Annotated in this window: 29 protein-coding genes; 3 read left to right on the top strand and 26 right to left on the bottom strand. The window is 35.2% G+C overall.

Translation table 11 applies throughout. From position 1 onward, the window contains the following. Nucleotides 1-18: 18 nt before the first annotated feature. Nucleotides 19-1857 carry a translation elongation factor 4 gene (lepA, locus tag BHY08_RS05095; RefSeq protein WP_071456847.1) on the bottom strand — a complete coding sequence of 613 codons (1839 nt, stop codon included), beginning with the start codon at nt 1855-1857 and terminating at the stop codon, nt 19-21. A gap of 119 nt (nt 1858-1976) precedes the next feature. Between lepA and BHY08_RS05090 the strand changes: the two genes are divergently transcribed. After that, entirely contained in the window at nt 1977-3200 is a 1224-nt protein-coding gene (locus tag BHY08_RS05090; RefSeq protein ID WP_071456846.1) for a GNAT family N-acetyltransferase, read from the top strand. A gap of 62 nt (nt 3201-3262) precedes the next feature. On the opposite strand, the gene BHY08_RS05085 is transcribed toward BHY08_RS05090, so the two are convergent. From BHY08_RS05085 to BHY08_RS05035, 12 genes are all read right to left on the bottom strand, one after another. After that, nucleotides 3263-3658: a DUF805 domain-containing protein gene (locus tag BHY08_RS05085; protein WP_071456845.1), complete on the bottom strand. Its 396-nt coding sequence runs from the start codon at nt 3656-3658 to the stop codon at nt 3263-3265. Between the two features lie 57 nt (nt 3659-3715). After that, a complete protein-coding gene (locus BHY08_RS05080; RefSeq protein ID WP_071456844.1) occupies nt 3716-4840 on the bottom strand; it encodes a GTPase in 1125 nt (374 codons plus the stop codon). Between the two features lie 44 nt (nt 4841-4884). After that, complete coding sequence (locus BHY08_RS05075; RefSeq protein WP_071456843.1) at nt 4885-5115, bottom strand: hypothetical protein; 231 nt, start codon at nt 5113-5115, stop codon at nt 4885-4887. 154 nt (nt 5116-5269) lie between these two features. Beyond that, nucleotides 5270-5416 carry a VanZ family protein gene (locus BHY08_RS10710; RefSeq protein ID WP_276325592.1) on the bottom strand — a complete coding sequence of 49 codons (147 nt, stop codon included), beginning with the start codon at nt 5414-5416 and terminating at the stop codon, nt 5270-5272. A 25-nt stretch (nt 5417-5441) separates the two neighbouring features. Continuing rightward, nucleotides 5442-5768 (bottom strand): type II toxin-antitoxin system PemK/MazF family toxin, encoded by a 327-nt coding sequence (locus BHY08_RS05070; protein WP_071456842.1) that lies wholly within the window; start codon nt 5766-5768, stop codon nt 5442-5444. Further along, nucleotides 5769-6002: an AbrB/MazE/SpoVT family DNA-binding domain-containing protein gene (locus tag BHY08_RS05065; protein WP_071456841.1), complete on the bottom strand. Its 234-nt coding sequence runs from the start codon at nt 6000-6002 to the stop codon at nt 5769-5771. A gap of 148 nt (nt 6003-6150) precedes the next feature. Further along, the gene (locus tag BHY08_RS05060) at nt 6151-7695 is read right to left on the bottom strand and encodes a bifunctional metallophosphatase/5'-nucleotidase (protein WP_071456840.1); all 1545 of its coding nucleotides are present in this window, start codon (nt 7693-7695) and stop codon (nt 6151-6153) included. Further along, nucleotides 7688-8497, bottom strand: coding sequence for a phosphonate ABC transporter, permease protein PhnE (phnE, locus tag BHY08_RS05055; protein ID WP_071456839.1), 810 nt, complete (start codon nt 8495-8497; stop codon nt 7688-7690). The genes BHY08_RS05060 and phnE (BHY08_RS05055) overlap by 8 nt, the downstream gene beginning before the upstream one ends. A gap of 15 nt (nt 8498-8512) precedes the next feature. Continuing rightward, nucleotides 8513-9313: a phosphonate ABC transporter, permease protein PhnE gene (gene phnE / locus BHY08_RS05050; RefSeq protein WP_071456838.1), complete on the bottom strand. Its 801-nt coding sequence runs from the start codon at nt 9311-9313 to the stop codon at nt 8513-8515. Between the two features lie 2 nt (nt 9314-9315). Next, nucleotides 9316-10065: a phosphonate ABC transporter ATP-binding protein gene (phnC, locus tag BHY08_RS05045; RefSeq protein ID WP_071456837.1), complete on the bottom strand. Its 750-nt coding sequence runs from the start codon at nt 10063-10065 to the stop codon at nt 9316-9318. A 93-nt stretch (nt 10066-10158) separates the two neighbouring features. Beyond that, nucleotides 10159-11214 (bottom strand): phosphate/phosphite/phosphonate ABC transporter substrate-binding protein, encoded by a 1056-nt coding sequence (locus BHY08_RS05040; RefSeq protein ID WP_071456836.1) that lies wholly within the window; start codon nt 11212-11214, stop codon nt 10159-10161. A 187-nt stretch (nt 11215-11401) separates the two neighbouring features. Then, entirely contained in the window at nt 11402-11818 is a 417-nt protein-coding gene (locus tag BHY08_RS05035) for a CoA-binding protein (RefSeq protein ID WP_071456835.1), read from the bottom strand. A gap of 131 nt (nt 11819-11949) precedes the next feature. Here BHY08_RS05035 and plsY point away from each other — a divergent pair, with 131 nt between their 5' ends. Next, the gene (gene plsY, locus BHY08_RS05030; protein WP_071456834.1) at nt 11950-12582 is read left to right on the top strand and encodes a glycerol-3-phosphate 1-O-acyltransferase PlsY; all 633 of its coding nucleotides are present in this window, start codon (nt 11950-11952) and stop codon (nt 12580-12582) included. 48 nt (nt 12583-12630) lie between these two features. Here the strand turns inward: plsY and rpmF are convergent, their stop codons facing one another. The 5 genes from rpmF to nrdR form a co-directional block, all read right to left on the bottom strand. Beyond that, the gene (gene rpmF / locus BHY08_RS05025) at nt 12631-12810 is read right to left on the bottom strand and encodes a 50S ribosomal protein L32 (protein ID WP_071456833.1); all 180 of its coding nucleotides are present in this window, start codon (nt 12808-12810) and stop codon (nt 12631-12633) included. Nucleotides 12811-12865: 55 nt separating this feature from the next. Beyond that, nucleotides 12866-13426 carry a YceD family protein gene (locus tag BHY08_RS05020; protein WP_071456832.1) on the bottom strand — a complete coding sequence of 187 codons (561 nt, stop codon included), beginning with the start codon at nt 13424-13426 and terminating at the stop codon, nt 12866-12868. An 80-nt stretch (nt 13427-13506) separates the two neighbouring features. Further along, entirely contained in the window at nt 13507-14445 is a 939-nt protein-coding gene (dnaI, locus tag BHY08_RS05015; protein WP_071456831.1) for a primosomal protein DnaI, read from the bottom strand. Next, nucleotides 14442-15845: a replication initiation and membrane attachment family protein gene (locus tag BHY08_RS05010; RefSeq protein WP_157093634.1), complete on the bottom strand. Its 1404-nt coding sequence runs from the start codon at nt 15843-15845 to the stop codon at nt 14442-14444. The genes dnaI and BHY08_RS05010 overlap by 4 nt, the downstream gene beginning before the upstream one ends. Nucleotides 15846-15872: 27 nt before the next feature. Next, nucleotides 15873-16337, bottom strand: a complete 465-nt coding sequence (gene nrdR, locus BHY08_RS05005; protein WP_071456829.1) for a transcriptional regulator NrdR — start codon at nt 16335-16337, stop codon at nt 15873-15875. A 298-nt stretch (nt 16338-16635) separates the two neighbouring features. Between nrdR and BHY08_RS05000 the strand changes: the two genes are divergently transcribed. Further along, entirely contained in the window at nt 16636-18252 is a 1617-nt protein-coding gene (locus tag BHY08_RS05000) for an MFS transporter (RefSeq protein WP_071456828.1), read from the top strand. A 22-nt stretch (nt 18253-18274) separates the two neighbouring features. Here BHY08_RS05000 and coaE read toward each other — a convergent pair whose 3' ends face one another. The 8 genes from coaE to BHY08_RS04965 form a co-directional block, all read right to left on the bottom strand. Next, nucleotides 18275-18886 carry a dephospho-CoA kinase gene (gene coaE, locus BHY08_RS04995; RefSeq protein WP_071456827.1) on the bottom strand — a complete coding sequence of 204 codons (612 nt, stop codon included), beginning with the start codon at nt 18884-18886 and terminating at the stop codon, nt 18275-18277. A gap of 10 nt (nt 18887-18896) precedes the next feature. Next, entirely contained in the window at nt 18897-19727 is an 831-nt protein-coding gene (gene mutM, locus BHY08_RS04990; protein WP_071456826.1) for a DNA-formamidopyrimidine glycosylase, read from the bottom strand. Nucleotides 19728-19745: 18 nt separating this feature from the next. After that, nucleotides 19746-22397: a DNA polymerase I gene (gene polA, locus BHY08_RS04985; protein ID WP_071456825.1), complete on the bottom strand. Its 2652-nt coding sequence runs from the start codon at nt 22395-22397 to the stop codon at nt 19746-19748. Between the two features lie 146 nt (nt 22398-22543). Then, nucleotides 22544-22699, bottom strand: coding sequence for a hypothetical protein (locus BHY08_RS10955; protein ID WP_157093633.1), 156 nt, complete (start codon nt 22697-22699; stop codon nt 22544-22546). Between the two features lie 397 nt (nt 22700-23096). After that, nucleotides 23097-24173, bottom strand: coding sequence for a DUF1648 domain-containing protein (locus BHY08_RS04980; protein ID WP_071456824.1), 1077 nt, complete (start codon nt 24171-24173; stop codon nt 23097-23099). Continuing rightward, nucleotides 24157-24546 (bottom strand): GntR family transcriptional regulator, encoded by a 390-nt coding sequence (locus tag BHY08_RS04975; protein ID WP_071456823.1) that lies wholly within the window; start codon nt 24544-24546, stop codon nt 24157-24159. Before BHY08_RS04975 ends, BHY08_RS04980 begins: the two co-directional genes overlap by 17 nt. Before the next feature lie 112 nt (nt 24547-24658). Continuing rightward, complete coding sequence (locus BHY08_RS04970; RefSeq protein ID WP_071457836.1) at nt 24659-25348, bottom strand: Bax inhibitor-1/YccA family protein; 690 nt, start codon at nt 25346-25348, stop codon at nt 24659-24661. Then, nucleotides 25323-25805 (bottom strand): MaoC family dehydratase, encoded by a 483-nt coding sequence (locus BHY08_RS04965; RefSeq protein WP_071456822.1) that lies wholly within the window; start codon nt 25803-25805, stop codon nt 25323-25325. The genes BHY08_RS04970 and BHY08_RS04965 overlap by 26 nt, the downstream gene beginning before the upstream one ends. Between the last annotated feature and the right edge of the window lie 10 nt (nt 25806-25815).

Here is a 25815-nt window from a genome sequence, read left to right as displayed (position 1 = left end):
CAGCCTCGTTTGAAGTTATTATTTCTTCTTCGGCTCGTCATCGTCCATTTTAAGAACGGCCATGAAGGCTTCTTGTGGGACTTCAACTGATCCGATTTGTTTCATCCGTTTTTTACCTTCTTTTTGTTTTTCCAGTAATTTACGTTTACGAGAGACGTCCCCACCATAACATTTCGCCAATACATTTTTACGTAAGGCTTTAATATCGGTACGAGAAACAATCTTTGCACCAATGGCAGCTTGGATAGGCACCTCAAATTGTTGTCTTGGAATTAACTTGCGTAGTTTTTCAACGATGGCTTTCCCACGTTCATATGCAAAGTCTTTGTGCACGATAAAGCTCAAGGCATCAACTTTTTCAGCATTTAGTAAAATGTCCATCTTAACTAAGTTACTTGTTCGATAACCAATCAATTCATAATCAAGTGAGGCATAGCCTTTTGTCCCTGATTTTAATTTGTCAAAGAAGTCAAAGACAATCTCAGATAATGGAATATTGTAGACGATATTTACACGGTAATCATCTAAATAATCCATCGTCACAAACTCACCACGTTTACGTTGAGAAATGTCCATGACAGCCCCAACATAATCATTTGGTACCATTATTTGTGCTTTAACATAAGGCTCTTCCACACTATCAATCACGCCCGGCTCTGGGAATTCTGCCGGGTTGTCGACAATAATTTGTGAACCATCAGTTAGATTCACATGATAAATAACTGACGGTGCCGTTGTAATCAAGTCTAAATTAAATTCACGTTCTAAACGCTCTTGGATAACGTCCATATGTAGTAGTCCTAAGAACCCACAACGGAAGCCAAATCCTAATGCTTGAGACGTTTCTGGCTCAAAATCAAGAGCAGAGTCATTTAATTGCAGACGTTCAAGTGCTTCGCGTAAGTCATTGTATTTTGATGTATCAATTGGATACAACCCACAATAAACCATTGGATTCATTTTACGGTAGCCATCTAATGGCTCGCTCGCTGGATTATCCGCTAATGTAATCGTATCCCCAACTTGTGTATCTTGAATATTTTTAATACTTGCAGTTAAGTAACCAACGTCCCCTACCATCAAGAAATCTCTTGGAACAGCTTTTGGCGAGAAGATTCCAACTTCACTTACTTCGTATTGTACGCCGTTATTCATTAATTGAATCGTATCTCCTGGTTTTACGACCCCATCAAAGACACGAATATTTAATACAACCCCACGATATGAATCATAAACTGAGTCAAAAATCAGTGCTTTTAGTGGCGCGTTCAAGTCACCATCGGGCGCTGGAACATATTCAACGATTTGTTCTAGAATATCTTCAATCCCAATTCCAGCTTTTGCACTTGCTAAAACTGCTTCACTTGCATCAATCCCAATCACGTCTTCGATTTCTTTTCTCACACGCTCTGGATCGGCTGCTGGTAAATCTATTTTATTAATAACTGGTAAAATTTCTAAATCATTATCAACCGCTAAATACACGTTTGCTAACGTTTGAGCTTCAATACCTTGCGCAGCATCCACCACAAGTACAGCCCCCTCACAAGCGGCTAAACTACGTGACACTTCATAAGTAAAATCGACGTGTCCTGGTGTATCAATTAGGTGAAAAATATATTCTTTTCCATCTTTCGCATTATAAGTTAACTCAACGGCATTTAGTTTAATGGTAATACCGCGTTCTCTTTCCAAGTCCATTGAATCAAGTAACTGCTCTTGCATTTCACGATCAGAAACTGTTTCTGTCTGTTGTAAAATACGGTCAGCCAGTGTTGATTTTCCATGGTCAATATGTGCTATGATGGAGAAATTCCGAATAGATTCTTGTCTCTTTTTCATTTCATCAAAATTCATCGTTATCTCCCACTTTCTATTAATCAGCATTTTCAATTATACCAATCTTTTGAGTGTTTTTAAAGTATTTTCAAAATATGTTTGATATAAAAAATTATTAAACATTAGGAGAAAGATATATGGAACCAAAAGATGCACATAAGAATTTAACATTAAAGAAAGTGGAACTAAAATACCTGAAACAATTTAATGAACTTCTTCGCTATGTGTTTCAAGTCACTGACTCGGATATTGAGGAAAGTGGTTACGAAGACGAGTCAGAAATCATTCGTGCCAAACGTCCTGTTTTAAGGGAAGCTGACGTTTATGGTTGGTTTACAGATGATGATGAACTGATCAGCCAACTTGCCATCTATCCGTGTGAAGTTAACATACATGATACTGTTTATGAAATGGCTGGTTTGACTGGTGTTGGAACGTACCCAGAATACACAAACATGGGATTAATGAGTGAGTTGATTAAATTAGGTTTAGATAAAATGCGTGATAATAAACAATGGATTTCTTATCTCTACCCTTATAATATCCCTTACTACCGTCGCAAGGGCTGGGAAATTATGTCCGATAAAATATCATTTGAAATTAAGGACACGCAACTTCCAAAAACAGTTGACGTGCCTGGTTATGTTGAGCGTGAAGATATTGACCATGAAGATGTTTACAAAGTCTATGATGCATTTGCTGAACAAAACCATGGTGCAATGATTCGTTCTGATTTAAACTGGGAAGAATATTGGCGTTGGGAAAATGAAGAAGAAAGGACAGCCGCTATTTATTATAGCGCAGATGGCGAGCCTTGTGGGGTTTGTTTTTACTGGATAGCAGAAGAAGTGTTTCATATCAAAGAGATGTTTTATTTAAACCAAGAAGCTAGAAAAGGGCTTTGGAATTTTGTGTCTGCCCATTTTTCAATGATTGACCGTGTTGTTGGTGCTACCTATAAAAATGAGCCAATTGCCTTTTTATTTGAAGACAGTGAGATCAAAGAATTGATTGAACCGTATTTTATGGCACGCATTGTGGACGTCGAACAATTTATCAAACAGTATCCGTTTATCACCACGGGAAAACCTTTCCATTTTGTCGTGACAGATCCGATTGCCGAATGGAACAATAATACGTTCAGTTTGATGTGGGATGAAGACAATGAATTGACCGTAACCAACGAAGCCATTGGAAATCCAGTCTATATTGATATTCAAACATTAACCGCTCTTCTGATGAGTTATAAACGTCCCTCTTATCTGTACCGTATTGAGCGATTAAAAACAGATAAAGAAACACTTAGAACGCTTGAGAGAATCATTCCTGATCAAGAAGCATACTTTAGTGATTATTTTTGATAGCGTGTTGGATTTCATAAGAAAGGACTTAGCAAGAATCATGTCTTGTTAAGTCCTTTTTCCTATACATCGGATTGATTTATTGGCCATCTAGTTTGTTGTTTGCTTGGTAAAATCAATGTTATCAAAATAATGAAACTACCAATAAAAGGTAAAAGATAAAACAAAATCCACCAATTGCTATGATCTCTGTCATGCAACCTTCTTGCTCTGACAGTAAAGTTAGCTAACCAAATTAGAAAAGTTAGCACAACAAAAACAATCGTTACCGAATTCCATTCTTTTATCACTCTTGATCCGTCAGACATAAAATCAATGTACTTGTAGGCCCTTGTCAGAACAGTGTAAAGAGCTAAAACAAAGTAATTAATCACTTGTGGCCACCAATATTGAGCTCTTGTAGATGAAGCATTCATGACTGTCATATTACTCCAATATTCTTTATAGGCTTTTATCATATAATCACCTCCCATTTTTCCATTGTAAAACAACTTAACAATTAGTCAAATATTATATTATTTCGGTAAATAATTTGGTAACAGCTTTAATAATAAGTCTGTTAAAGCATCAGGTGTCATAGTACTTAAATCAACCTGTCCTTTAATAACAAGTTCCATTAATTCTATGTAGGCATATCCCAACGCACCAGTAATAACCATTCCGACACCACCAGATATAAGGCCTCCACCAAGTGTTCCAACACCTGGTACTAGTTTAGCAATATTACCAGCTAATGATTTTCCTGATATCATTGCAGCATAGACCCCTAACATACTAGTTAAAGCTGTTTCTATTTTTTGCTTATCAAGCTCAATACCATAAATTGAGGTAATTTTAGTCATCATCGCTGTTTGCGATGTCATCATTATCGGAGCATCTGCCCCAGGGATGGGAGCAAATCCCGTTCCAAAATTAGCGGCCATAGTAGCGGTCACAACTTTAACAGCTTCATTATGTTTGACTTTGATAGAAGCTTCTTGTGAATGGATAAACGACGCTTGTAACCCTTCAGGTAACAGTTCAACAGTAGCATCGATTAATTCTTCAACCCCAAAGATATCTTGATATTCCGTTTGCTTAGCTAGCACTAATATAATATCAAAAGAAGAGTCGATTAATTTTTCTATTTCATTTTTTAAAAGAGTGGCTTCTTTTAGGTCAAAGCATTTTGTCAATACAATAATAACAGGTAACTTTTGATCAACTAACCACTTGATAAATGATATTTCAGCCTCTTCAATTCTAGCACCTGATCCAGAAATGACATACCACACAACATGGACATCATCGTCTGTTGTTTCAGTTGCTTGAACTTTTTTTATTAGTTGTTGGATAGGATTTCGTTTGAGTGATTTGACCACGCTTTTTATATCAAATCCCATCTTACTAATTTCAAATCCTACAGTATCATAAATTCTAACAGGAAAATTTTTCTTTTCAATCAAATGAATATCCTCTGTAACAGGTTTACCAACGCCCGTTTTTACTAAATCTTCACCAAATACCGTATTAATCAGTGTGGATTTTCCAACGCCACTTTTTCCAGCAATCAAAAGATTCACCTTTTTTAGCTCTTTATTTTCTTTCTTAACATTATTAAATGTTTCTTCAACATATTTTTTATAATTCGCTTGATCCATGTTTTTTACCTCCTGCTATAAAAATAATCTCATCTCTTTTATTATTATAGATTTTTCTTTTCATTTTCACTAGCTATCTCTTTTTGCAAGCCCTTAATGAAATCCTTTGTATCCATCATACTTGCTCTATTTTCAACTGAAGCTCCTTTATTAATACCACCTAATCCAGTATCAACCATCTTGCCCCACCCTTTTAACGGATCTTTACCTTTTGCACGCAATTTATCATTTTTTAATCGTATTTTTTCTGATTTTAAGAGCTTTTTATCTGTCATAATCAAACCCTCATTTTTTTTAATTATTATACCATATTTAATCTAATCAAAATATAAATGCACAACACACAGAAATCAGCAAGTAAACAATCCAGTCAACATTTTTTCCATCATTTCTTTGGATACGCCATTTTAAAATATATTTCCCAATCACCTAGCCTATCATCACTCCTAATGTATTCATCAATAAGTCATTCACATCTGTTTGACGATACATCGTAAAAATCTGCCCTATTTCGATTAATAACGAAAATGATAATCCAACGAGAAATGTTGGCATAATAAAAACTCTTAGCGCCAGTCTAAGAGTTGTATCTATCTATTAGTTATATAAACATATCAATGACTTCAGTTACTTCGATCCACGTTAACATGTCACACTGCTCAATAATTTCTAGATTTCTGGTTGTGTAATCAATCGAGCGCAATTGATGTGCGACCACTTCACCTTCAATTTTTTGTGGGTGTTTGATACTGATATAAGTCGAATATTCCCGGTTTGTTGATGTAATGGGACACACCAAACAAAAACCCGTATGCTGATTAAATTCATCGCGACTCACAACTAACGCTGGACGACGTTTTTTGATTTCTTTTCCTTTTGACGGATCAAAATCCATCCAGACAATATCTTTTTGTTTCGGTGCTTCCATCTAATGCTCGTCTCCTTGAGAAGACATGATGTCCCATTCAGTGTCCTCATCTGTCACTGATTCTCTAAATCCTACCCAATCATCTGCATGTTTAAAAATGTCTTCTTTTTTTGGTTTCAAAATATAGGCATCTCCTACTTTTGAAATGGTAAATGTTTCGCCAACTTCAGGCGAAATATCTTTAGGAAAGATGGCGCCAACAGAATTACCTATTTTCCTTGCAACTGTTTCCATGATTCTCATCTCCTAATGGTTTGTTAAATTAAGTATAACTAAATTTAACAATCGTGTCAAAATAAGTGATTAACACAAAAATACCGACTAGTGTTAGCTAGCCGGTAAAGAAGTATTATTAAAGTTTTAAGAATGATAAGGTTTAGTTTTATTTTTCGACTTTGAAATCAAATGTCGTTTTTGCTTGATAAGTTGGGTGTGTTTGTAAAAAGTTTGAAATAAGTTCAGTCATATCAACTGTCACTTCTTTAATAATTTTTGACGCATCAAACATCGCGTAATTTCCGCCCCCAACTGCGCGGTATTGATTAATCACGATGTCAAGTTCGTCTGTCATATCAACTGGCTTACCTTTATAAGTCAACTCAACAACACGTTGGCCTACAGGATTTGATACGATAACTTTATAGCCAACACCACTATACATATCATAGTTGTAATGTTCTGTTTTAGGGTATAAAAATTTGTCACTCACGACAATTTCGTCATCCTCATTAAGAATAAAATACTCCGCACTTTGTTCAAGGGCATCTTTCAAATCTTGCCCTGAAACAGTGAGAACAGCTAAAGTATTCGGATAAATATAATTTGTCACGATATCACGCATGGTTACATCAGACTGGAATCCTTTACTGTCATTATCAAACAATGCTGTTCCAGAAATATCAACGCCTGTCGCATCCATCTGTACGTCTTGAATGAATTCAATATAGGCATGTCCATTGATTCGCACACTCATCGGATCAGTAATCGTCATGTCGCCTTCAATGTGTCCAAGTGGTTGATCCAGCCAATTTTCGACAGTATCTAAAACTGGTTTAAATGTGTCTACAATCTCTTTATCCGCCTCATAGTCAGTCATAGATAATAACTCAGCTGTTGAGTCTGTCACTTGTTTATAATCATCTAATATCAACGTCATTTTTCCAACGTATTTGGCTTTGTCCCCTGGTTGAGTCACAGGTGTGTCGTTGACTTTTTCTGCAATCACTCGGTGTTGATGACCAGTAACAAACGCGTCAATTCCCTCAACTTGGGTCACGATATCATAACCTTCGTTTTCCCCTGTTAAGTTTTCAGTTGCTTCACCAGTCTGCAAATCTTTTTCAAATCCACCATGATAACTCACAATGACAATATCTGCTTCCTCTTTAAGTTTCGGCACATATTGTTTTGCTGTATCAAGAGCAGATAAAAATGTCAGACCTTTTATGGTTTCAGGTTGCTCCCAATTTGGAATATAGGGTGTTGTCAGTCCTAACACCGCAATTTTCAACCCATCTTTTTCAAGAATCACGTAGGCCTGCCCTGTTAGTGGCTCATTTTTATCATTTAAAATATTCGCACAAACGATTGGGTAGTTCAGTTGACTCACTGTATCAAGTAAGTACTCAACCCCATAATTAAATTCGTGGTTACCAAGAACACCCACATCATAGCCAACTGAATTCATGATATCAGCGACTTGTTTACTATTCTTTTGTTTCGACAGATAGTAACTCATCGGTGAGCCTTGTAAAAAGTCGCCATTGTCGATTAATACAACAGTCCCATCTTGTTTAGCCTGTTCATCTTTAATGGCTGTGACAGCTTTTGATAACCCAAATGACAAATCTTGATTGACTGCTCTAAAATCTGTCGGGTATAAATAACCATGTGTATCACTGGTAGAAAGAATTGTTATCTTATCCATTGACTAATTTTCCTCTCAAATAATTTGATACGACTTCAACAATTAAGATTAACACGATTAATCCAATTAAAATTGAGCCAACTTGATTCCAACGATATGAGTTCATCGCAAAAATAAGCGGCGCTCCAATACCTCCAGCTCCTACTAAACCAAGAATAGTTGCATCACGTAAGTTCATATCGAAACGATAGATAGTAATTGAGGTAAAGTTAGCAATTAATTGTGGGATAATTCCAAAACGAATTTTTTCAAACGTTGTACACCCAAAAGAATCCATTGATTCTAAAATACCTGTATCAATTTCTTCAATAACATCTACATATAATTTTGATACCATTCCAATCGAGGTAAGAGACATAGTCATCACACCGGCAAATGGACCAGGTCCAGTCACACGGATAAACATTAACCCATACACTAGTGCTGGAATTGTTCTAAGCACGACAACAAAAGCTCTCATGAATAGATAAACTGGTTTTGGCATAATACTTGGTGCCATTAAAAAGGCAATCGGGATTGATAAAATCGCCCCGAAGATCGTTCCTAAAAAGGCAATACAGATGGTTTCAAATAATAAGTAAGTCACACCTTGTTTCGTGCCGTTAAATAGTAAATTGGTGTCTGGTTGGACAATTCCTTTAAGAATGTTTGCAGCGATTTTGCCGCCACCTTCGTCCATCGCATTAAAATTTAACGCTGACAACGACCAGATAAACGCCCCAAGCAAGACAGCTACTAAAATAACGTATTGCTTTGTCTTATTTGGTTCTTTGTTTAATTCAGTTAAAATACGTTGGTTCATATATGTCTTCCTTTTCTATTGTAATTTTTTGCGGAAATATTCACTGATTGTTTCGATGATACCAACAGTGATAACTAAGACCACTAAAATCGTCCCAACATTTCCATAGTCACGCCAACCCAACTGTTCATTCAGTAAGATACCTAAACCACCGGCTCCAACATACCCTAAAATTGAGGCATATCGTAAGTTTCCTTCGAAGTTAAACAAAGAAGTCGATAGATAAGATGGTAAAATAGCTGGAATCACACTATAACGAAAGGCTTGTAAACGAGTTAGTCCCATCGATTCAAGTGCTTCAAATGTCGACATATCCAATGCTTCGATTTGTTCGTAAGTTAGTTTTCCTACATATGAAATCGTAAAGATGAAAATAGCAACGGTACCGGCCATTGTTCCAAGACCAAATACGAAAGTTGCGATTAACGCGATAACGATTGTTGGTAGAGTTCTTAAAAAACTTAAAATCAGTTTGAATAAAGAAGAAACAAAGCGATTTTTTACAATATTATTAGAAGCCAATATAGCAAATGGAACAGCTAATAATGCCCCAATAAGTGACCCTAAGAGTGACATTTTAATCGTGTCAAACAGTGGTGTCCAAACTTTACTTAAAAAGTCCATTTTAGGTGGAAACATAGCTTTTAGCATCACAAAAAACTGATCGCCACGAGTTAGTAATTGCGTGAAGTTAAATTGTGTTACTTGTATAGAGATGTACATGAAAATAAGAACCAATAACACAATGAGCGGAGTGTAAGATGCTTTTTGAACGACTTGTTTTCCATTCGGCAAAGTGATCGTTTTTTTACGCATGGTTACTCTCCTTTCTTATCCCCATCATAAATGGTTGATAACACATCTTCTGTCACGTCTTTTGATGGACCATCATACACGATTTGTCCTTGTCTAATCCCAATCACTCGATCAGCATATTCTAATGCCAAATCAACATGGTGAATATTAATTAATACGGAAATATTTAAATCTTTGTTAATGCGTTTAAAATCACCCATGACCGTTTTTGCTGTGACAGGGTCAAGAGCGGCAACTGGCTCATCGGCTAATATCACTTCAGGATGACTGGCGAGTGTTCTAGCTAAGGCCACACGTTGTTGTTGCCCACCAGATAGTTGATCCACTCTGACAAATGCTTTATCTAAAATGCCAACGTTATCAAGAGACTCTAAAGCTGTCACTTTGACGTCTTCTGGAAAAATACCAAACACACGTCTCCACCAAGGAAGTTCTGGAACAGACGAAATCATCACATTTTTTAATACAGTTGCACGGGTAATCAAATTAAATGATTGGAAAATCATTCCAATTTGACGACGAAACGCTCTAATTTCTTTTCCTTTAATTTTGCCAACGTTTGTATCATTCACCATCAGAGTCCCACTTGAAATGTCATGCATACGGTTGACACAACGAATCAAGGTCGATTTACCCGCTCCTGATAGTCCGATGATTGCAACAAACTCACCTTGCTCAATTTCTAAATTAATATCTTTTAACCCTACATAACCATTTGGATAAACCATTTGGACATTGTCAAACTTTATCATCTTAAAATCCTTTCTAAAAACAAACTGCCATCATCAAAAGAGATGATCGCAGTTTGACGTGTCGTTTTTCTTAAATTTATTTATTTCTTAAATTTATTTAGCGTCTTGAACTAATTTTTGTGCTTTTCGTTCATTATCATAGTCTTTAGGATTTGCTTCTACATAACCTTCGTGGCTGTAAATTCCAATAACTTTTTTACCTTCATCTGTTTTAGCGATGTTGATAAATGATTTTTGTAACGCTTTTTTCAAATCATCTGTCATTGTTTTTGAGTTTTTACTTACTGAGATAGTATCGTTATAAATAGCTGGTGTTACGCCAATAACGTTTGTTTCATCCCAGATAGATTTATCGCGGCCAAACTCTTTTTTCCAGTTTTCTTCATTGTCACGACGAGCATCGGCATAAGTTAATACCACATCAACTTGACCTGAAGCTAAACGAGCAAAGGCACTACCGTAAGAATCTGATTGAACGATATTTTTTAAATCAGTGATTTTTTTGTCGTAGTTTTCGTTTAACCATAGACTTGGGTAAATATATCCAGCTGGAGAAGATGAACTCATCACACTCCATGAAAGATTATTTAAATCATCCCATGATACTTTTTCACCTTTATTTACTTTATCTGCAACTGCTTGACCTTTTGAAGATGGTCCAGCAATCATTAATGCACGGTAAGAATCAACTTGTTTGTCAGTTGGCTCAGTTGGTTTGTTTTCATTCCAAACTTTTGCTTCGTCTGAGTCGATTGATAATCCAGCACGTGTTGCAGTTAAGATAGGTTCTGCCCCTTCATCATATAATACATATGTACCACCTGGAATAAATCCAATGTCAAGTGTACCTGAATCTAGTGACTCACCAACAGCTTCAAAGTTAGTTCCAACAGTGATATCGATTTTTTTAACATCGTATCCTTGTTCTTTTAACTCTTTTTGCATTAGTTCTTTCAGAGGTTCAGTTGCAGAAACAATTTCCTCTGGATCTCTTGATGGGACAAAACCAACTGATAATGTTTCAATGGTTTTATCATCTTTACCTTTACTTGATTCGCTTCCTTTATCTTTAGCAGAATCGCTACCACATGCACCTAGAGTTGCTACCAACGCAACTAGACCTGTATACTTCAATACTTTTTTAAACAATGACTGCTCCTCCTTTTAATCGTCTGTATTCACATACTTGAACACTCTTAAATTATAGCATTTAACAATATAAAAGCAATTACATTTATTAAAATTCGTCTTAAAAACGAACGTTTTACCTATTTTTTATACTAATTTTACGTTTAAAGGAAGATTAAAAAAACAAGTGCAATTTTGCACTTGTTGATTACTTTTGTAATTCGATTTTAATACAGCGATTCATGATAACATCTGTTATACCATGATCATATAAAAGGTCAGCTGCTTCATCATTTTCGATCCCTAATTGTGCCCAAAAAACAGGTGCTTCTGATTTTAAAAAATCTTTCGCCACATCTACTAAAGCTGCACTTGGTCTAAAGACATCGACAATATCAATTGGTTGATCAACTGATTCAATAGAAGGATAGACTTTTTCACTTAAAATTGTTTTGCCCTCTTTCATTGGGTTAACTGGAATAATCTTATATCCAGCATTTTGCATGACTTCTGCTACACGGTAACTTGTTTTTTCAGGATTATCACTTAGACCAACAACTGCGATAGTCTTTGCATTAGTTAAAATCTCTTTTACTTTTTGGTCGCCTAAATCTTTATATGCCATATTAATGACCTCCCTATTTTATACGTCAATTATAACAAAATTTGCTATTTACTTCCCATAATGTGCCTATCTCAATTGTTCACTCGTTTATTTCATGGTAAAATAATGACTGACCTTAAGGAGGATACAACGTGAAAACTATTTCGTTATTTATATTAGCCTACTTGTTAGGCTCGATACAATCAGGGGTTTGGATTGGCAAGATCTTTTACCATAAAGATATTAGAGAATTTGGTAGTGGTAACACTGGAACGACTAATACTTTCCGTGTACTGGGAAAGCGTGCCGGAACAGCCGTTTTATTTATGGACATACTAAAAGGAACGGTAGCAACGAGTTTACCGATGTGGTTTGGTTTATCAATTGACCCATTGTGGTTTGGTGTTGCAGCTATTCTTGGACATACGTTCCCAATATTTGGCCATTTCAAAGGTGGCAAAGCCGTTGCGACAAGTGCAGGGATGTTATTAGCCTATTCACCAACATTTTTTATCTATTCAGGTAGTCTGTTTGTCTTATTCTTGTTTTTAACGAGTACAGTGAGTTTAGCTAGTATGATTAGTGCCATTATTATTACCATTTCTACTATAATATTACCAATTTATGCACCATTTGTTTTAGCAGAACAGAACTGGTTATTAACCACACTGGCTGTGGCGATTACGTTATTTATTATTGTACGTCATAAAGATAATATCAAACGAATTAAATCAGGTACAGAAAGCAAAATAAATTTTGGTTTAAGAAAAACAAAAAACCGTTAGACTCCATGGTTAGTCTAACGGTTTTACATTTTCTATTAAAAATGTAAATTATGCTTCTTTAGTCATAACGTCTTTTCCATCATAATGACCACATGAAGGGCACACATGATGAGATTTTCTCATTTCACCACAGTTGCTACAAGCTGTTAAACCTGGTGCAGACAATTTGTAATGAGTACGACGTCTATTTTTACGAGCTTTTGACGTTTTTCTTTTTGGTACTGCCATTTAGATACACCTCCCTACTAACTTAAATACGTGACAAGTCACATATATTCCAATCCTACTGCTCATCTTCCTTGAAAAAGTCAGATAATTTAGCAAGACGAGGATCAATGGTTGATTGTGTTTCAGATTCTAACTCTTCGATAATATCATCTTCTGAAACAACTTGCCAAAAGTCTCCTTTTGGTAATTCTGTTGATTGCTTTTCTTCTTCTGTTAAGACTTGTAATGGTAAATTTAGTAGGATAAAGTCTTCAATTGCTTCTGTTAAATCAATCAAATCTTTTTCCAATACAATTATCAAGTTTTTATCATCTTCTGGTACATCTTTCAATGCATCATACTGCCTTGGTGTCATATATTCTTCATCAATGATGAGGTCTAGTGGCAACTCAACAGGTTCAAGTGAACGAGATGATGGTACAGTAAGAATGGTTTCAACCGTCATATGAGCGTAATAACCCAACTCATCAACTTTTAAAAACCCATTTACTTTAATCGGAGAAATATCAATAATAGATGGTTCTCTTTGCTCTAAAGAGGCGTTTAAATCAATCGTTTCTTCAAAATCAACTTGACTTCCACGAAACTTATTTAGTTCTGATAAAGCCCACTTCATTCTATCACTCCTTAAGCAACAAAAATAATTATACTAGTCTGTAATCCCTTTGTCAATCAGTTTTTGATAACAGACTGACGTTAAAACTCGTTATCTAAACGACGGTTCTCACCAATCATGGTGATTTGTTTTGAGAGGTACTTGATTCGCTCCATAATCCTCTTAGCTTTAAGCGGCTCATCGTCTCCTTTTTGTGAGAAGCGTAGATGCTCTTCTTCGAGTTGTTTCATGTCTAGATTAGATGAGAAAAACGTTGGTAATTTTTCTTGCATACGGTACTGTAAGATAACACCCAGTATATCGTCTCTTATCCATGTACTCATCGAATCTGCTCCAATATCATCTAACATTAGGATAGGTGTTTTTTTTACACTATCTAGTTTAGAAGCCACACTGTCATCTTTGATTGATTGTTTCATTTCCACACAAAACGTTGGGAAATGTAAAATTGTACTCTTCACGCCTTTGATTGCTAAACTATTTGCAATTGCACCTAATAAATACGTTTTTCCGACGCCAAAAGTTCCATACAAATATAAACCTTGATGAAATTCTTTAGGATTGTCTAGATAATCATTCATAAATGTAATAGACGCACTTAATGCTTCTTTTCGCTCAGAGGTAATATTGAACGAATCCAAGGAAGCATCTTTAATGTCTTTAGGCATGGAAATGGCATTTACCCTATTACGAACTGTTTCGTATTCTTTTTTGCGAATCAATTCCTCTGTCGGTACATACGTTACATCAATAAAGTGATGATTTAAAAACAATTTTGGTTCATAGCCAGGAGCAATCATAGAAGCATCATTGGCTAAAAATTTTTCTTTTTCTTTTACATATTCATAAAGCTTTGCTGAGCTTTTTAAAATATCTTCATCAGATAAATACTCTCTATTTGATGCGATAAATTCTTGTACATCTTTATCTTTTTGTACAACTTCCATCAGTTGAATTAATCGATCGTTAATATTTTGATTATTCACCGTTCGATTTAAATGCTGGTTTATGTGTTTCATGATGATCCACCACCTTGATTAAATTGTTTGAGTTGCGCCTCTAGTTGCTTCAACTCATCTCCTGCTAAAGGTGTTTCTTTTCTCACAGTAGCACTACTTGCCCATTCTGGTAAGGTTTCTTTTCTAGCAGGTTGTTTTGTGTAGTTTCGATTATATGTTTTCTTCACTTTTTTATTTTCAGACTCTTTTTTAAAGTTCTTTACTTGAATGAGTGCTGCAGATGCCGTTGTAATCTTATGCTGTGACCAGTCATTGGCTATAGTATTTACCATATTTTGGTTTAAAGATGAATTACCCAAAACAACTAAACAATAGTGTATCAACATGTTAATAACCTCAACAGGTAAGTTTGACTGTTTCTTCAAGTTTTCTATCGTCCACCGTTCATTCTGTGAGACAAACCCGTTTTTCTGATCTTTAATTGATTTCAAAAATACAAGTGGGGGAATCTTCTCACAAGAGACGATAACATCAATCTCTTGTTGAGTGAACCCTTGATGTTTTAAATCATTTTTATGTCGGCTAAGTTGTTCGTCACTATATATCGTTGGTTGAGCTTGTACCGTATTTTGTCCAGTTGGCTTTTTAGCTTGATGATACGTCTTATAGATACGTCTCTTAAACTCTTTGACATCAACTTGATTAGTCACATAGTCCAAACAATACTTAACATGATTAATCATATCAAGTTCATTAATGCCATATAACCCATGAACCGTTAAAATAATTGGTTTAAACTCATTAACTAAGAACGATTCATCAATATTTAATCCAGCCAAACTATCAAAGAAAAAATCCCAATCAAATGTTTTTGGCTCTATTTCAGGTTTTTTACCCACAGGCGCTTCTTTCATTTGTTGCATCGTGTCTGATAAAAGTTCGTTGGCTTGTACCAAACGTTCTGATGCAATATGAAATACCTCAACATAACTACTTGTTACATCTGTGTATTCAGATAAATCAAGTTTTTCCGGTTTAAATAATTCCACTAAGTAATTAAATCGATCTTCACCTACTCTATCTAATAACAACAAACATAGTGTCTCATCAGATAAAAAAACTTGTGGAGATAATATATTGTCAAGAGAGTAGATATAATGATACCCCTCATCTTTTTTTCGGACATATGTTTTTAATAACCCAATTGCTTCAAGTCTAGTTCTTGCTTGATACAATTCTTGAAGCCCGTTATTCATCATATCTTGTAAAATAAAATGCCTGGTTGGTTTTTTAAAACTGTCTTTGTTAATGATTAAATTATGATACAACACTAACGCATTACCACCAACAATTGGTTGATACAGTAGGTTTAAAACACGTGTATCTTCTCCATTTAACAAGCTACAGTAATGTACCTCAAATGTATCTTTAGGCTTTAAATGGGGCTGTGTTTTAGTCACCTATTCTCACATCACTTTCTCTATCTATTAATCTACTTGCTCTTTATCAATAATTTCTTGTAACTCTTTCAAAAAGACACTCATATCTTTAAACTGACGGTAAACACTGGCAAACCTAATATAAGCTATCTCATCAAGGTTAACTAATTCTTCCATTACAAACTCACCAATTAAATTCGTTGAGACTTCGTTTTCTCCGATACTTCGAATCCTATTTTCAACTTTCTCAACAACTTGTTCCATTTGATCCATTGACACTGGACGTTTTTCCGCTGATCGGACTAAGCCTCTTAATATTTTTTCACGATTAAACTCTTCTCTTGCACCATTCTTCTTTACTACAAGCAATGGCGACACTTCTATGCGTTCAAACGTTGTAAAACGAAAGCCACAATCTTCACATTCTCTCCTACGTCTAATAGCACGATTGTCATCTGCTGGACGACTATCTACCACTCGCGATCCACTATAGTGACATCTTGGACATTGCATTTCTTTTCACCTCTTCTTTAAAGACGTCTTGATAGACTAAATAGTAGGACTATTATAACATGTAATACTGCTGTTGGTATAGATAAACAATTTTCTAGAAATTCCTTACTCAAATATTCATCACACTTTTTCGACTCTTTTCAGGATATTTTATGACTATTCATGAATTTTTTCACCAAAAAAAAGCAATTTTGAAGTCACTTGTAAAAAAAGTTTGATTTTCTCGCAAATCGTGTGACAGATTGTCACTTTAGGTGTAAGATACAGTCGTAATAAAAATTTAAGTGAGGTGTTTTAAGTGACAAACACAACAGCAGCACAACCAAAAACAGTGAAACACAAATGGTGGGCATTAGCGATTTTAGCCTTATCTGTTTCATTAGTTGTTATTGACGGAACAATCGTCAATGTATCTATTCCAGTTATTATGAAAGATTTAAAATTATCCTTTACCGATGCTGAGTGGATTATCACGCTATATTCTTTAATTTTTTCTTCCCTTTTGATTACAATGGGACGCATCGCCGATAATTTCGGACGAAAAAAAATGTTGATTATAGGGATTGCCATCTTTTTAGTAGGATCTATTATGGCAAGTTTCTCTAAAGATATCACCTTTATGTTAGCAGCCCGTTCAATTCAAGGTTTAGGTGGGGCAACAGTTCTTCCAACCACATTATCCGCTGTTAATTCGCTCTTTTTCGGTAAAGATCGGATTGTCGCTTTTGCCGTATGGGGTTCTGTGATTTCTGGTATGGCAGCGATTGGACCATTACTTGGTGGTTATTTCACCACTTACATGACATGGCATTGGATTTTCTGGATTAATTTACCTATTGGGTTATTTATTATTTTAGCGTCATTAAAATATTTACCAGAAACATATGGCGAAAAAATGACAAGTGGGTTTGACTTTTTTGGATTTATTTTATCAACTATCGGCTTAATTTTATTGGTATTCGGTATTATTGAAGGCCGTAATTATGGTTGGTGGCATGTAAAAGGCGATCACCCAACACTCTTTAACTTATCCATTATCCCAACGTTACTTGTTGTAGGAGCTCTTTTCTTTGCATTATTCTTAGTTTGGGAAGCTCATTTGATTAAAAATAAAAAATCTCATTTACTTGATTTATCTTTATTCAAATTCATAAGTTTTTCATTGGGAAATACGATTGCTGGGATTGTGGCAATTGGTGAATCAGGATTACTATTCCTATTGCCTTTATTCTTACAAAACATCTTAACATTAAGTCCAATTAAATCAGGTGCAATTTTAGCAATGATGGGACTTGGTGCATTCTTAGCTGGTGGGATGGCGTCATTTATCGTTGAGAAAACATCGGCATCATTTGTTGTGTCACTTGGTTTATTCTTAGAAACACTTGGCTTTTTTGGATTCTTTAAAACGGTTGATCCAAATAATGGCTTAACATGGATTATTGTCTGGTTAGTAGTTTATGGTATTGGGTTAGGTTTTGCTTCTGCTCAATTAACCTCTATCGTCTTAAAAGACGTGCCACCTGCTCAATCTGGTCAAGGATCAAGTATCCAATCAACTGTTCGTCAAATTGGTTCTGCTTTAGGGATTGCGATTATCGGAACAATTTTTGGCTTACAATTACAACATGATATCCCACATACTTTAGATAATGTTGGCCTACCAACACAAGTCCAAAAATCACTTGAATCAAGTGTTATTGGTAGTGCCGGTTCTTCTATTAGAGTATTAAAACAATCTAATCCAGAAGAGTTGCACTTAACAAAAGATATTCAAAATGATATCGTTAAAAAATTAGACAATAACTTTACTAATAGTGTGGTCAAAACAATTGGTATTGCATCAATCATTATGTTAATTAGTTTTGTTTTAACGTTTGGTTTATATAAACGAAAAGACAACGCAACAAAATAAAAAAAGAAATCACCTGAAAAGATTATTCAGGTGATTTTTCTTTTATAATTGTATCAAACCAAGTTTGTACTTGTTTCAGTGTTTCATCTATTCGTCCACTATTATCAATCACCACATCAGCCCGTGATTTCTTTTCTTCTAGGCTCATTTGGCTGTCAATTCGTTTAATCGCACCATTTTCTTTGAGATGATCACGAGCCATCAAACGTTTTAACTGAATGTCTCTTGGTACATAGCAAACCATAACATCATCCACTATTTCGTCATAACCACCTTCATATAAAAGTGGAATATCAAGAACGATGAGTGACGGATCAGATTTTTTACAAAGTTCAATCATTTCCAAAATACGCGTACGAATTTCATCAGACAAAATATGATTGAGTAATGCTCGTTTGGCATCATCATTAAAAATAATCGTTCCTAATTTTTTTCGATCTAACGTGCCGTCTTCTAACAACACATCTTTACCAAAGTGTGACACAATCTTTTCTAGTCCTGGTTTTCCTGGTTTAACGACTTCTCTTGCGATAATATCTGCGTCAATAACTGGAATATTTTTTGATCTAAACATTTGCGTAACGGTTGATTTTCCGGAAGCAATGCCTCCTGTTAAGCCTAATAAATACGTCATGCTCATCCTCCTAATCGTGTGTGACTTGACAAACTGGACAAAAATGCGTACCTCGTTGGGCAACTTTTATTTTTTCGATTGAATGGCCACATCGCTTACAAGGTTCTCCTTGCTTGCCGTATGCCGATAAATACACTTGGAAATGCCCAGCATCTCCTAAGGCATTTTTATATGTTCGAATCGTCGTACCACCAGCCTTAACAGCTGTAGCAAGTACGTCGATAATCGCTGAATGTAGTGCATCAACTTCCGTTTTGGTTAATTTAGAAGCGACTTGTTCTGGGTGAATACATGACTGATATAATGCTTCGTCTACATAAATATTTCCTAACCCTGTCACAAGCGTTTGATCGAGTAATAAAGGCTTAATTGCACGATGTTTTTTCTTCAGTTCTTCTCTAAATACTTCTAAATCAAAATCTGGTATCACTGGCTCAGGTCCAAGTTTTTTAATTCCTTTATACTCTTCACCAAGACCTTTTGGCTCAAGTGATAAACGACCAAATTTTCTGACATCTAAATAGCGCAACTCTGTCCCATCAGTAAACTGAAAACGGACATGCGTGTGTTTTTGAATGTCGTCTGTTTGATTATGATATTCAAACTTTCCTTCCATTCGCAAATGGCTAATCATATCATTTTGACTTAGTTTAAATATTAGAAATTTTCCTCGTCGGTCAACGTCTAATATTTTTTGACCAACAAGTGTATGGATAAAATCATCTACTTCAGGAGACTCGACAATTTTTCCCCAGTCAACAATAACATTGTTTATTTCTTTATCTTTAACAAGTTGGACAAGACCTTTTCTGACCGTCTCAACTTCTGGTAATTCAGGCATTGGTTCTACCCCTTTAAGTTATTTTGCATCATACCATGTATCACCATAGCTACTATCTGCTCTTAGCGGCACGGATAAGTCAACAGCATGGTTCATTGTGTCTTCGACTAATTTTTGTAAAGCTGGAATTTCTTCTTCTGGTGCTTCAAATACCAACTCATCGTGTACTTGTAACAGCATGGTTGCTTGCATGTTTTCTTCTTTCAAGCGTTTGTTGATTTTAATCATTGCAATCTTCAAGATATCAGCAGCACTTCCTTGAATCGGTGTGTTTATCGCTGTTCTTTCAGCAAATGAACGCAAATTAAAGTTTCTAGCGTTAATATCTGGTAAGTAACGACGGCGATGGTACAACGTTTCAACGTACCCTTTATCTTTTGCCTCACGCACAATGTCTTCCATGTACGTCTTAACGCCTGGATACATAGTAAAGTAGCGGTCGATAAATTCTTGTGCTTCTTTTCGTGTAATTCCTAAGTTTTGCGATAAGCCGTAATCACTAATACCATACACAATACCAAAGTTTACAGCTTTGGCTTGACGTCGCATGTTGCTGTCAACATCCTCAGCCTTTTCTATGCCAAAGACACGCATTGCTGTACTAGAGTGGATATCTAACCCTTCAATGAAAGCTTCTTTTAAATGCTCATCATCTGAAATAGCGGCTAAAACTCGTAACTCAATTTGAGAGTAATCTGAAGCGAATAATTTCCATCCTTTTTCACGTGGGACAAATGCTTGACGAATTTTTCGTCCTTCTTCCAATCGGATTGGAATATTTTGTAAGTTCGGATCAACTGAACTTAGTCGACCTGTTTGTGTCAATGTTTGAATATAACGTGTGTGAATTTTATTATCCTCAAAAATCACTTTTAGTAACCCTTCAACATAAGTTGATTGAATTTTAGCAAGTTGACGATATGATAAGATACTCTCAATAATCGGCGACTCACCTTTTAATTTTTCTAACACATCGACTGCTGTTGAGTAACCTGTTTTAGTTTTCTTAATCACTGGCAAGCCCATCTTTTCAAATAAAATGACGCCTAATTGTTTCGGTGAGTTAATATTAAACTCTTCTCCTGCAATCTCATAAATTGTTTGCTCGATTTCACCTAATCTCTCAGCAAACTCGCCCTTCATTTCTTGCAGACGACTGGCATTAACTGTGATGCCCTCGATTTCCATATCAGCTAAAATCAGCGCAATTGGTAACTCAATATCATAAAACAGGTCTGACTGATTTTTATCATCTAAGTCTGTCATGATTGTTTCATAAAGCACATCAATTGCCACAACTTTACGAGCTAAATGCTGATACAATGTATCAACTGATTCAGGTAACCCTTTTTTTGCTCCTTTTCCGTAAACCACTTCATCACGGTCCACATCATAATAATCATAGAAATGAGCAATTTGGGCCAAGTCTTCACTATTGTTTGTCGAATCAGCCAAGTAAGCAGCTAATAACATATCAAACTTGATATCATTGAGTTTAATACCATAACGATTTAGTGCCACGTATTGTCGTTTTGCATCGAATACTTTTTTAGTTTTTTCATTATCTTCCAACCACTGAATCATCAATGGATGTGACAATAACTCAATGTCATCTGACACATATACTTTTTCTTTGTTACCAAACGCAACACCCACAATTGGTGAAGTATGATAGTTTTCACCCAACATCTCAACATATAAGGACATATCTGATTCAAACATGTCTTCAGTTATTTCAGAAATCACTTCGTAATGAATGGCAACTTTCTCTACTAAATCACTTTCAACATTGCTTGTATCAAGTTTTGCTAAAAAGGAATTAAAATCCATTTCTTTATAAAATGGTATCAATTTTTCTAAATTTTTTCCATCATAAGCTAAATCATCTAATGTCATATCAAGTGGTACATTGGTGTCGATAGTGGCTAATTTTTTACTTAAGAAGGCAATATCTTTTTCATTGATAAGATTTTCTTTCATCTTACTTTTCTTCATCTCATCGACATATTCATAGACACCTTCGACTGTGCCGTATTCTTTTAATAACTTAATCGCTGTTTTTTCACCGATTTTAGTCACACCTGGAATATTATCCGACTGATCTCCAGCTAGACCTTTCATGTCAACAATCTGTGGTGGTGTTAAGCCATATTTTTCCATAATATGTTCTGGTGTGTAGCTTTCAATTTCACTGACACCTTTTACTGTAACATCAACCGTCGTATACTCACTTGCTAATTGGGTCAAATCTTTATCACCAGATAAAACAACGACGTCTACGTCTTGTGAGCCATATTTTGTCGCAAGAGTTCCAATGATATCATCTGCTTCATAATTATCTAATTCAAAATGCTTCATCCCAAGACCTTCAATTAAGTCTCTTAAATAAGGCATTTGTTCTTTAAATTCACTGGGTGTTTTCGCTCGTCCAGCTTTATAATCGTCGTAAAATGCGTGTCTAAAAGTCGTTTTCCCCGCATCAAATGCCACTAACACGTGTGTTGGTTCTTCTTTTGCTAAAATATTTTCTAGCATATTATTCACCGCATATAATGCGTTTGTATGTAAGCCATTGTTGTTTTTGAAACGTTCCAATGATTGATAGAGTGCATAGAATCCTCTAAATGCAATACTATTTCCATCGACTAATAATAATTTTTTCTTCGCCATTATGACACTCCATTTCTGTTCTTCTTTTAATATTCTACCAAATTTTGAGTGCTATTGCGAAATTAAAAAATCGTTGATGGCTTTATTTTTGTCTAGTTGCTAAATTTTTAATTAATTATCTTGTTTGCGATAATAGTTGCTAAATATTACGCCCTATAATAACTCGCAAAGTAAAATAGGCCACCTTGTTTCACTTTCCAAGCATTGGTTGGGCCAGTTTGATTGCTAACTTGTGTTGGTTCTAAAACATAATATGTTGTATTCTCGTCATGTTTAAAAACAGACTCAATATCTGATGTCATTGCTTCTTTTGGAAATCCATATATAAGTACTGTGAATCGTAGTGATTTATCTTAATTGGTATAAATAAATCGAAAACGCCTAAAACGATCATGCTGGATTTAAAATAATTTTTGGTACGTGTACGCTCTTATATGTCACACGTTTCTTTCTATTATCAGCCTATCTGCTCTACTCCGCATTTTGGCGTACTCGGATTAACATACATTGTCGTGACGTTTACTATTTTTGGTCTGTATACCTTACTTTTAAATCATATTAGACATGTTTTTTAAAAAGACACCACACAAAATATCATCAATAAATCAGCTGGTGCTATTTTAGTATTTTTCGGCATAAAACTAATTCTTTCAGATTAAACAAAAAGACGCAAATTTCGATTGAAATTGCGTCTTTTTACTATCCTATAAAAAAAGTAATGCCTAGTATAACTACAATAGGAGCCACAACAAACACAACTGCTTTCCAGTTTGCTAGATTAATCGTCATACCAATTCCCATTCTTTTTTCTACCCAAAAGGATGGATCTTCCCGATTAAAATAAAACATGCCCCCTTTCCAATATTTATCATCATCGTAACTTGCAGGTGTAGCACTTTCTTGATTTATTCTTGCCCCACTTTGTCCATATATAACCATCAGTCCTATAATAGCTAGAAGCATCAATCCAATGGTAATCATTAATATTTTTGTCATTGTTTTTTCAGTTAGAAATGGAACCACACTTGTCATTTGGATGACAAACATCATAATTTGGACTAACACGGCAATCACTGCTCCCATGTAAGATGACATCTTTCTAAAAGACTGACTCCATTTCACTGACTGCTTGTCCATCACACGTTGTTTCCCACGTTTGTAGGATTCATTGGTAAAACTTAATATAAATACTAATACTAGCTGAATAATAGGTGCAGAATAAATATTTAACCATGTTTTATCAACAATTCGTGTTGGATTGCCTTGAAAATCCCATTGCATGATAATTTTATTCGGGATAATTGTTTGGTTTTTAATGGTAATAACTATTTCAAATGCGATAATAATCACTTGAATTGCAATTAAAATCCACGTTGGGAATATCGACATATTTTCACGGAACGATAAATCAAGTGTTATTTTTTTATTAGGTTGGTAACCTTCAGCAATCATTTTTTCTTTGTAGCGAAGCATACGACGATTGCACACAAAGTAACTCATAATACCATAGACAATTTGACACGAAATAAAAACAGTCATTAAAATACTCAGTACCTCGTCTGTTACTTTAACCCCTCTATCAAACACGACAGACAAAATAATAAATATTACAGTTACAGTCATATTTTGTAAAAAATAGTGTTTCTTTAACTTTGCTATCTCATCATTTTCTTCTGGCATTGTTACACCAAAAACAATCCCACGTTGCGCGATATATGGTGTCATTGCCATAGAAAAACCTAAAAACAAAAGCAATAAACTAATCATCCAAATCATCTGTGTCACATCCTTTCATGACATGTAATCTTGTTTCCATGAGCGCATCAAGATCAATACCAAATATTAAACTATCAATTAATATCTCATCAATTTTTTGCTGAATTTGTTGACAGTTTTCAACACTTGTTTGAATCACTTCTTTTTCACTTACTTTAAATCCTTTTTTCTCCTGTACCAACACACCTTCATCAACTAAAAGTTTATACGCCTTATTGATGGTGTGCATATTCACCCCAATATCACCAGCTAACGCACGAACGCTTGGCATAGATTGCCCATGAGCTAAATCACCTAAGACAATAGCTCGTTTTATTTGAAATATTAACTGGCTATATATTGGAACCAAACTCTTTGTATCTATTTCTATCATGTTCCATCACCTCTTTGTTATAGTTATAGTATAACAATTTTCGTTCTATGTCAACTATAACAAAAATAAACAGATAAAAAAAGAAGCCCTATAAAGGACTTCTTAAATACGCTTAATCTCTTCCAAAAATTCTTACTAATGCTAAGAATAAATTTACGATATCAAGATATAAACTTAATGCACAGTACACAGCTAAACCTGATGCTGTTTTCGCACCGTTTTCTTGATAGATTAATTTTATTTTTTGATTGTCATACGCAATTAAACCAGAAAAAATCACGACCATTGAGTATGAAATAAAGTAATCAACTGGTGCACTCTTCAAGAAGAAGGTGTTAATCAACGTCGCAATAATAACTCCAATGACTAAACTATATAAAGCATGACCAATCGCACTTAAATCTTTTTTGATAAATACACCAAGTAATGACATACCCACAAACATAATCGCAGTCGTAACAAACGCACGAACGATAGCTTGTTGGTTGTACATAGCAAGGGTAACAGAAATAGTGACACCAGTTAAAGCAGAGTAGGCAATAAACCCAATTAATGATTTTGCAGAGTCATTAAACGCATTTTTCCCAAGATAGACAACCAACACAAGTTGTGCTATCCACATACCCCAAAATAGTAATGGGTTGCCAAAAATGACTGGTAAAACAGATTCCGCAAATACATTCAGTACTAGATAAGAAATCAAGGCACTAATTCCTAACCCTACTCCTAAATAGCCGTAAACTTTACTATAAAACTTCGCTAAACCTGTTGTATTTTCAATTGTCTGATGTTGTTGATCCATTGACATCTCTCACTTTCTCTTTTGTATTAAGTTCGACAATAACCACTGAATTTAAAATTCGCTCATCGTCATAATCGTAAGCTTTAACAGAAAGAGTCATCGTACGTTTTAATTCATCGATATTAATGATTTCAAAATGGAACGTCAGTGTTTCACCGTGATACACATTTCGAAGTAAATTAAACGTCACGTTCACGATATTCCAGCCAGGACCTGGTAAATGCTTTGAGATATTACTTGATATAATTCCCATCAGCATAATACTAGGGACGATTGGTGCATCATTGATCGTTTCTTCGGCAAATTCTGTTTGGATAAACAATGGGTTAGCATCTTTTGTAAGCCCTAGATAGAGTAATATCTGACTATCTTCAAGCGTTTCTGTGATGCTTAAAATCTCACCTTCATGAAATTCCGTAATAGCTTTAATTTTATTTTTTGATGAGTCGATGGTTATCTCTCCCTTC

Origin of the sequence: Vagococcus teuberi, from assembly GCF_001870205.1 — a bacterium.
GTDB lineage: Bacteria > Bacillota > Bacilli > Lactobacillales > Vagococcaceae > Vagococcus > Vagococcus teuberi.
Note: the sequence above shows the minus strand (reverse complement) of the source record. Positions and strands in the feature narration are given on the sequence as shown.

Bases quoted from the DNA above. Each gene is read 5' to 3' on its own strand.
- mutM (WP_071456826.1), bottom strand. From the start codon at position 19,727: ATGCCTGAATTACCAGAAGTTGAGACGGTCAGAAAAGGTCTTGTCCAA.
- phnE (WP_071456838.1), bottom strand. From the start codon at position 9,313: ATGCGTAAAAAAACGATCACTTTGCCGAATGGAAAACAAGTCGTTCAA.
- lepA (WP_071456847.1), bottom strand. From the start codon at position 1,857: ATGAATTTTGATGAAATGAAAAAGAGACAAGAATCTATTCGGAATTTC.
- rpmF (WP_071456833.1), bottom strand. From the start codon at position 12,810: ATGGCAGTACCAAAAAGAAAAACGTCAAAAGCTCGTAAAAATAGACGT.
- BHY08_RS04980 (WP_071456824.1), bottom strand. From the start codon at position 24,173: ATGATTTGGATGATTAGTTTATTGCTTTTGTTTTTAGGTTTTTCTATG.
- BHY08_RS05085 (WP_071456845.1), bottom strand. From the start codon at position 3,658: ATGATAAAAGCCTATAAAGAATATTGGAGTAATATGACAGTCATGAAT.
- BHY08_RS04970 (WP_071457836.1), bottom strand. From the start codon at position 25,348: ATGGATCAACAACATCAGACAATTGAAAATACAACAGGTTTAGCGAAG.
- BHY08_RS05090 (WP_071456846.1), top strand. From the start codon at position 1,977: ATGGAACCAAAAGATGCACATAAGAATTTAACATTAAAGAAAGTGGAA.
- BHY08_RS05060 (WP_071456840.1), bottom strand. From the start codon at position 7,695: ATGGATAAGATAACAATTCTTTCTACCAGTGATACACATGGTTATTTA.
- nrdR (WP_071456829.1), bottom strand. From the start codon at position 16,337: ATGCAATGTCCAAGATGTCACTATAGTGGATCGCGAGTGGTAGATAGT.
- BHY08_RS05065 (WP_071456841.1), bottom strand. From the start codon at position 6,002: ATGGAAACAGTTGCAAGGAAAATAGGTAATTCTGTTGGCGCCATCTTT.
- phnC (WP_071456837.1), bottom strand. From the start codon at position 10,065: ATGATAAAGTTTGACAATGTCCAAATGGTTTATCCAAATGGTTATGTA.
- BHY08_RS05070 (WP_071456842.1), bottom strand. From the start codon at position 5,768: ATGGAAGCACCGAAACAAAAAGATATTGTCTGGATGGATTTTGATCCG.
- BHY08_RS05075 (WP_071456843.1), bottom strand. From the start codon at position 5,115: ATGACAGATAAAAAGCTCTTAAAATCAGAAAAAATACGATTAAAAAAT.
- BHY08_RS05035 (WP_071456835.1), bottom strand. From the start codon at position 11,818: ATGGCATATAAAGATTTAGGCGACCAAAAAGTAAAAGAGATTTTAACT.
- polA (WP_071456825.1), bottom strand. From the start codon at position 22,397: ATGGCGAAGAAAAAATTATTATTAGTCGATGGAAATAGTATTGCATTT.
- phnE (WP_071456839.1), bottom strand. From the start codon at position 8,497: ATGAACCAACGTATTTTAACTGAATTAAACAAAGAACCAAATAAGACA.
- coaE (WP_071456827.1), bottom strand. From the start codon at position 18,886: ATGACGTATTTATTAGGCTTAACAGGAGGCATTGCTTCCGGAAAATCA.
- BHY08_RS05020 (WP_071456832.1), bottom strand. From the start codon at position 13,426: ATGAAGTGGGCTTTATCAGAACTAAATAAGTTTCGTGGAAGTCAAGTT.
- BHY08_RS10955 (WP_157093633.1), bottom strand. From the start codon at position 22,699: ATGACATCAGATATTGAGTCTGTTTTTAAACATGACGAGAATACAACA.
- BHY08_RS04975 (WP_071456823.1), bottom strand. From the start codon at position 24,546: ATGATAGAAATAGATACAAAGAGTTTGGTTCCAATATATAGCCAGTTA.
- BHY08_RS05080 (WP_071456844.1), bottom strand. From the start codon at position 4,840: ATGGATCAAGCGAATTATAAAAAATATGTTGAAGAAACATTTAATAAT.
- dnaI (WP_071456831.1), bottom strand. From the start codon at position 14,445: ATGAAACACATAAACCAGCATTTAAATCGAACGGTGAATAATCAAAAT.